The sequence below is a fragment of the Jiangella anatolica genome (assembly GCF_003236295.1).
GTDB classification, from domain to species: Bacteria; Actinomycetota; Actinomycetes; order Jiangellales; family Jiangellaceae; genus Jiangella; species Jiangella anatolica.
Map to the genome: position 1 here is coordinate 22,373 of NZ_POTW01000092.1, position 6,522 is coordinate 28,894.

Consider the following 6,522-nt stretch of genomic DNA (forward strand, 5'->3'; position numbering starts at 1 on the left):
TAGAACAGGGCGCGCTACTTGACCGCGCCCTCGACCATCCCCCGGATGAAGTGGCGCTGCAGGAACAGGTAGAGAACGACCACCGGCAGCGCGACGAGCGTCGCACCGGCGGCCAGCAGCGCCGTTCCGGACGTGTACTGCCCCTGGAAGAAGGCCAGCCCGAGCGGAGCCGTGCGCAGGCTCTCGTCGGTGGCCATGATCAAGGGGATGAGGAACTCGTTCCAGGTCCACATGAAGACCAGCACGACCATCGTGGTCAGCGCCGGCCGGCCCATCGGCACCAGGATCCGCCACAGCGTGGTCCAGTGCCCGGCGCCGTCGAGGCGGGCGGCCTCGACGACCTCGCGGGAGCTGCCGCGGAAGTAGGCGCGCATCCAGAACGTGCCGAACGCCGTCGACTGCGCCACCTGCGGCATGACGATCGCCACCAGGGTGTTCGTCAGCCCCAGCTCGCGCAGGTCGAAGTAGAGCGCGATGACCAGCGCCTCGGCCGGCACCATGATGCCGAGCAGGATGACGTAGAACAGCACCTCCGAGCCGCGGAAGCGCATGGTGCCGAACGCGTAGCCGGCCAGCACCGAGAACAGCGTCGACAGGCCGACCACCAGCACCGCGACGATGATGCTGGTGCGCAGGTAGGAGCCGAACTGGCCCTGGTCCCAGGCGTCGGCGAAGTTCTCGAAATGGAACGACCCGCCGCCGCCGATCTGGTCGTTGGACAGCGCGGTCTGCAGGATCAGCAGCACCGGGTACACGGCGAGGACGGCGAACACGGCCAGCACGGCGTAGTTCGCCAGCCGCTCGCCTCGCGAGATCATCATCGTTGCCCCCTCTCGCCGACCCGGTTGATCGCGACCGTCGCCACGAACAGCAGCAGCGTCAGCACGACGGCCAGCGCCGTCGCGGTGCCGACCCGGCCGAGCAGGAACGCGTTGTTGTAGACCTGGTACGACGGCACGGTGGTCTCGGTGCCCGGGCCGCCGCTGGTCATCACGTAGACCAGGTCGAACGTCTTCAGCGCCGCGATGACGGTGAGCGTCAGCGCGACCGCCAGCTCACCGCGCAGCGACGGCAGCGTGATGGCCCGGAACTCCCGGAACGGGCCGGCGCCGTCGAGCCGGGCCGCCTCGTACAGCTCGCGCGGGACGCGCGACATGCCGGCCAGGAACAGCACCAGGCACAGGCCGGTGCCGACCCAGGTGCCGACGATGCCGACCGACGGCAGCGCCCACGTGTAGTCGCCCAGCCACGGCCGGGCCAGCGCGTCGAGCCCGACGAAGCGGAGCACGTCGTTGAGCGGTCCGTTGGGCTCGTAGATCTGCCGCCACGCGATCGCGACCACGACCATCGGGATGACCTGCGGCAGGAACAGCACGACCCGGAAGAACCCCATGCCGCGCAGCACCGCCCGGCTCATCGCCGCCGCGAGCAGCAGCCCGAGCGTCACCGGGATCACCGCGTAGAACACCACCAGCACCAGCGCGTGGACGAACGCGCCACGCAGCTGCGGCTCGGTGAAGACGGCGCGGTAGTTCTCCAGCCCGGCCCAGCTGGCCGCGCCCAGCCCGTTCCACTCGTAGAGCGAGAACTGGGCCGTGCGGGCCAGCGGGACCAGGACGAACAGGCCGAAGACCAGCAGCGCCGGGAGGATGTAGAGGTAGGCGACCCGGCGTGGTTCGCCGGGTCCCCGCCCCGCCGCCAGCGCCATCAGCTACCGGTGGCCGCGCTGTACTCGGTCTCGAGCGTGTCCAGGAACTGCTGCGTGTCGCTCTGACCGGCCATGAGGTTCTGCACCGCGACGGTGAGCGTGTCGTAGAACGTCTCCGTCGCGTAGTCCAGGTACGGGACCAGCAGGTCCTCCTCGCCGGCCTGCGCCCACGCCGCGAACACCTCCGACTGCAGGCCGGTGGTGGTCTGCTGGTCGGCCTCGATCACCGGCAGGTTGCCGGCCTCGGTCAGCGCCGTCATCGCCTCGGAGTTGGTGATGAAGTCGATGTAGGCGGCCGCGGCCTCCTTGGCGTCGCTGTTGGCCGGGATCGCCCATGGGATGCTGACGCCGCCGGTGACCAGGTGCTGCCCGCTGGCGCCGGCCGGCGGGAGCACGAAGCCGACGGTGTCGCCCATGGCCGAGGTCAGGTCCGCGACCAGCCACGTGCCGCCGACGAAGAACACGCCGGTGCCCTGGGCGAAGGCCTGCCAGGCGCTGTCGTAGTTGACGCCGTTGAAGCCGTCGACGAAGTAGCCGGCGTCGACCCACTCGCGGGTCGCGTCCGCCGCGGCGACGTTGTCCTCGGACGTCCAGGACGAGCCGGGCCGGCCGAAGCCGAGGTTGCGGATCGTCTCGGCGTCGGAGAACTGGTTCTGGATGAAGCCGAACTCGTGGATGCCGGCCCACGGCTCGGAGTTGCCGAACTGGATCGGCACCTCGCCGGCCGCCTGCGCCGCCTGCAGCACGGCGACGAAGTCGTCGGTGGTCTGCGGCGGCTCCAGGCCGAGCGCGTCGAGCTTGGTCTTGTTGTAGTAGAGGCCGACGATCTCGCCCATCTGCGGCAGGCCGTAGAGGTCGCCGTCGCCGAAGGTGGCGCCGTCCTCGCTGTAGGAGGCCAGCGCGCGCACCGACTCCGGGAACCGGTCGAACCAGCCGTACGCCTCCGCGTAGCCGTCCAGCGGCGTGAGCAGGCCGGACGCGACGTACTGGCCCATCTCGGGGCGGCCGTTGTTGGCCTGGACGACGTCAGGCGCGTCATCGCCGGACAGCGCGAGGCGCAGCGTCGTGCGCAGGTCGTCGGTGGAGCGCGAGACCCGGTCGATGGTGATGTTCGGGTACTGCTCCTCGAACGCGGCGTTGAGCGCCTCGATCTGCTCGGTCTGTCCCTCGCGGACCTCTTGGTCCCACACCGTCAGCGTGACGTCGCCCAGTTCGGACGGGTCGGTGGCGGCGTCGCCCGCGGACGGCGCGCTGCTCGCGTCGTCGTCGTTGTCGCTGCCCGGAGCGCAGGCCCCGATCAGCAGCGCGACGGCGGCGGCAGCGGCCAGTCCCGTTCTGGTCCTCGTGATCGACAACGTCATGAGAGTCGGCCCTTTCGAATGTGTCGACGTGCCCAGGTGCCCGGTTCAGCGGCCGGCCCGGAAGCCGAGCGTCGCGATCGCGCGCGACACCTCCGGTACCGCGTCGTCCGGGACGATCGTGCTCAGGAACTCGTAGTCGGCCGCGAGCGCCGGGTCCTTCGACCCGGTCTCGCGGTACCACAGTGCGATGTCGCCCCAGCCGGGTGAGGCCAGCGCGCCGCCGAAGTGCCGCACCGACAGCGCGGCGCCCAGGTTGGCCAGCCGCAGGCGGTGCAGCAGCGGCCAGCCGGCCAGCGTACCCACCATCAGGCCGGCGACGAACACGTCTCCGGCGCCGGTGGGGTCCAGTGCCTCGACGGGGACCGCGGCGGCCCGCACCGGGCGCCCGGCGTCCTTGTCGAAGGCGAGCGCGCCGTCGGAGCCGTTCGTGACGACCGCCAGCGGCACCAGCTCGGCCAGCTTCTCCACCGCGGCCTCGGGGCTGTCGGTGCGGGTGTAGCTCATCGCCTCGACGGCGTTGGGGGAGAAGGCGTAGCAGCCGGACAGGCTCTCGCGCAGCCGGCCGAGGTCCCAGCGGTCCTCCGGGTCCCAGCCGAGGTCGGCGAAGACCCGGCCGCCCGCCGCGGTGACGGAGTCGACCCACGGCTCGCGCTCCCCGCCCAGGTCCACGAAGCAGGAGCGCGCCTGCGGCGGGTGCGTGACCAGCCGGTCCAGCGCCGCGGGCCGGTGCCCGTGGGTCACCATCGCGCGGTCGCGCTGGTAGACCATCGACACCGTCACCGGCGAGTGCCAGCCGGTCACGTAGCGCGAGTAGGTGAGGTCGACGCCCTCCTGGACGCCGAGTGTCTGGCGGCAGTAGTCGCCGTAGAGGTCCTCGCCGAACGTCGCGGCCAGGCCGGTGCGCAGGCCCAGGCGCGCGGCGGCGACGGCGAGGTTGGCCACGCCGCCCGGGCTGGAGCCCATGCCGTCGGCCCACACCTCGGTGCCCTGCTTCGGCGGGCCCTCCATGCCGATGAAGATGATGTCGAAGAAGACGGTGCCGGTCAGGAACACGTCCAGCTCGGGACCGCCGTCCGCACGCAGCGCGGCCAGCGGATCGTGGCGCGACGGTGCGCGGTAGGGGTCACGAGCGATGTTGGACACGGCACTCCTCCCAAGGGTTGCTCGAACCCTAGTGCGGCTGCGCGCAAATGACAAGATATGAGCGGTTGTGATGCATCGCCCGTGTCGTCTGCGGTACAAACCCGGCCTATCGCGCAGTTCTGCGCATGTTTCGGCGTGACTGCTGTTCGATTGAGCGAAGATGACTGATATGGTTCAGCCGTGCTTGCGCAGCGCCGGTATGAGCTCATCATGCAGATCCTCCGTGCCGAGGGTCCGGTGGCGGTGTCCACGCTGGGCACCCGCCTGGGCGTCAGTCAGGCCACCATCCGGCGCGACCTCGCCTGGCTCGACGAGCAGGGCCTGCTCACCCGCGTGCGCGGCGGCGCGGCGGCGAGCCCGTCGCTGGAACCGTCGTTCGCGGCCGTCGCCACCGAGGCGCACCTGGCCAAGGACGCCATCGCCCGGCGCGCGGCCGAGATGGTCGAGGACGGCGACGTGCTGCTGCTCGACATCGGCACGACGGTGCACCGGCTGGCCGTGCACCTGCGCGGCCGCAAGGTCACCGTGATGACGGCGAACATGGCGGTCTACGAGGAGCTGCTGCCCGACCCCGACATCGAGCTGATCCTGCTCGGCGGCGTGGTGCGGCGCAACTACAAGTCGCTGGTCGGCTTCCTCACCGAGGACGCCGTCCGGCAGCTGCGCGCCGGCAAGCTGTTCATGGGGACCAGCGGCGTGCGCGCCGACGGCGCCGTCGTCGACACCACGGTGGTCGAGGTGCCGGTGCGCCGGGCCATGATCGCGGCGTCCGACCAGGTCGTCCTGCTGGCCGACGCGGAGAAGTTCCCGGGGACGGGGTTCGCCACCGTGTGCGGACCCGAGGCCCTGGACGTAATCGTGACTGATGCGGCCGAGGGCACCGAAGCCCTCGACGCGCTCCGGGAGAACGGTGTGAAGGTGGTTCTCGTATGAGGTTGACGATCCTCGGGGGCGGCGGCTTCCGCGTCCCGCTGGTGCATCGCGCGCTGGCGAGCTCGGACTCCGGCGTGGACACCATCGTCCTGCACGACACCGACGCCGAGCGCGTGCGGGCCGTGCAGGCGGTGCTCGAGGAACGCTCCGGCGGCGGCGGGCCGAAGCTCGTCGTCGAGAGTGACCTCGCGGCGGCCGTGCGCGGCACCGACTTCGTGTTCTCCGCGATCCGGGTCGGCGGGTTGGCCGGGCGGTCCTGCGACGAGCGGTCCGCGCTCGGGCTCGGCGTGCTGGGTCAGGAGACCACCGGCGCCGGCGGCGTGCTGTACGGGCTGCGGACGGTGCCGGTCGCGCTGCACATCGCCTCCGTCGTCGCCGCCGAGGCCCCGGACGCGTGGGTCATCAACTTCACCAACCCGGCCGGCATGGTCACCGAGGCGATGAGCTCGGTGCTCGGCGACCGCGTCATCGGCATCTGCGACTCCCCGGTCGGGCTGTTCCGCCGGGTCGCCCGGGCGCTGGACGTCCCGATGAGCGACGCCTGGTTCGACTACGCCGGGCTGAACCACCTGGGGTGGCTGCGCCGCGTGCTCGTCGGCGGGCGCGACGTGCTGCCGGACCTGCTCGCCTCGGACGACGCGCTCGGCTCGTTCGAGGAGGGGAAGCTGTTCGGCGCGCCGTGGCTGCGGTCGCTGGGCACGCTGCCGAACGAGTACCTCTATTACTACTACTTCACCCGCGAGGCGATCGCGTCAGCGGTGTCGGCGCCCGCGACGCGCGGTGAATTCCTGCAGACCCAGCAGGCCGGGTTCTACGGCTCCGACGCGTCCGGGTCCGGCGCGGCCGCGCGGTGGGACGAGGTGCGCCAGGAGCGCGAGGCGACCTACATGGCCGAGAGCCGCGAGGCCGCCGGCGTCGGCAACCGCGACACCGCCGACCTCGACGGCGGCGGCTACGACAAGGTCGCGCTGGCGCTGATGCGGGCCATCGCCGCCGACGAGCGGGCCACGCTGGTGCTCAACGTCCGCAACCGCTCGGCGCTGCCCGGCCTGGACGCCGACGCCGTCGTCGAGGTGCCCTGCCTGGTCGGCCGCAACGGCGCCCACCCGCTCGCGGCCGGCGCCCTCGATCCGGCGGCGGCCGCGCTGGTCTCGTCGGTGAAGGCGACCGAGCGGGCCACCATCGCCGCGGCCCGGTCCGGCTCGAGGCGGGCGGCGGTCGCGGCCGTAGCGAGTCACCCGCTCGTCGACTCCGTCACGACGGCGGAGCGGCTGGTCGAGGCGGAGCTGGGGGCGCTGCCGGAGTTGCGGGCGGTCCTGACCCGGAACTGAGGCCCGGTCGCGCCTTGTTGCTTGTGGGCGTTGGAGGGGCGGGGGT

The 6,522-nt window shown here is 71.7% G+C and carries 6 protein-coding genes; 2 read left to right on the forward strand and 4 right to left on the reverse strand.

The window, feature by feature from the left end; genetic code table 11:
• Positions 1–14: 14 nt before the first annotated feature.
• The 4 genes from C1I92_RS26670 to C1I92_RS26685 are packed head-to-tail and all read right to left on the reverse strand — an operon-like array spanning position 15 to position 4,212.
• A complete protein-coding gene (locus tag C1I92_RS26670; protein ID WP_111257668.1) occupies positions 15–821 on the reverse strand; it encodes a carbohydrate ABC transporter permease in 807 nt (268 codons plus the stop codon).
• A complete protein-coding gene (locus C1I92_RS26675; RefSeq protein WP_199521620.1) occupies positions 818–1,708 on the reverse strand; it encodes a carbohydrate ABC transporter permease in 891 nt (296 codons plus the stop codon). Before C1I92_RS26675 ends, C1I92_RS26670 begins: the two co-directional genes overlap by 4 nt.
• On the reverse strand, positions 1,708–3,069 hold the full coding sequence (locus C1I92_RS26680; RefSeq protein ID WP_111257670.1) for an extracellular solute-binding protein: 1,362 nt from the start codon (positions 3,067–3,069) through the stop codon (positions 1,708–1,710). The genes C1I92_RS26675 and C1I92_RS26680 overlap by 1 nt, the downstream gene beginning before the upstream one ends.
• 45 nt (positions 3,070–3,114) lie before the next feature.
• Positions 3,115–4,212 (reverse strand): carbohydrate kinase family protein, encoded by a 1,098-nt coding sequence (locus C1I92_RS26685; protein ID WP_199521621.1) that lies wholly within the window; start codon positions 4,210–4,212, stop codon positions 3,115–3,117.
• A 180-nt stretch (positions 4,213–4,392) separates the two neighbouring features.
• Here C1I92_RS26685 and C1I92_RS26690 point away from each other — a divergent pair, with 180 nt between their 5' ends.
• Both C1I92_RS26690 and C1I92_RS26695 read left to right on the forward strand, forming a co-directional pair.
• Positions 4,393–5,145 carry a DeoR/GlpR family DNA-binding transcription regulator gene (locus C1I92_RS26690; RefSeq protein WP_111257671.1) on the forward strand — a complete coding sequence of 251 codons (753 nt, stop codon included), beginning with the start codon at positions 4,393–4,395 and terminating at the stop codon, positions 5,143–5,145.
• Positions 5,142–6,476 carry a family 4 glycosyl hydrolase gene (locus C1I92_RS26695; protein WP_111257672.1) on the forward strand — a complete coding sequence of 445 codons (1,335 nt, stop codon included), beginning with the start codon at positions 5,142–5,144 and terminating at the stop codon, positions 6,474–6,476. Before C1I92_RS26690 ends, C1I92_RS26695 begins: the two co-directional genes overlap by 4 nt.
• Positions 6,477–6,522 lie beyond the last annotated feature (46 nt).

Excerpts from the sequence above, each read along its gene's own strand:
- C1I92_RS26670 (WP_111257668.1), bottom strand. The coding sequence starts at position 821 with ATGATGATCTCGCGAGGCGAGCGGCTGGCGAACTACGCCGTGCTGGCC.
- C1I92_RS26675 (WP_199521620.1), bottom strand. The coding sequence starts at position 1,708 with ATGGCGCTGGCGGCGGGGCGGGGACCCGGCGAACCACGCCGGGTCGCC.
- C1I92_RS26680 (WP_111257670.1), bottom strand. The coding sequence starts at position 3,069 with ATGACGTTGTCGATCACGAGGACCAGAACGGGACTGGCCGCTGCCGCC.
- C1I92_RS26695 (WP_111257672.1), top strand. The coding sequence starts at position 5,142 with ATGAGGTTGACGATCCTCGGGGGCGGCGGCTTCCGCGTCCCGCTGGTG.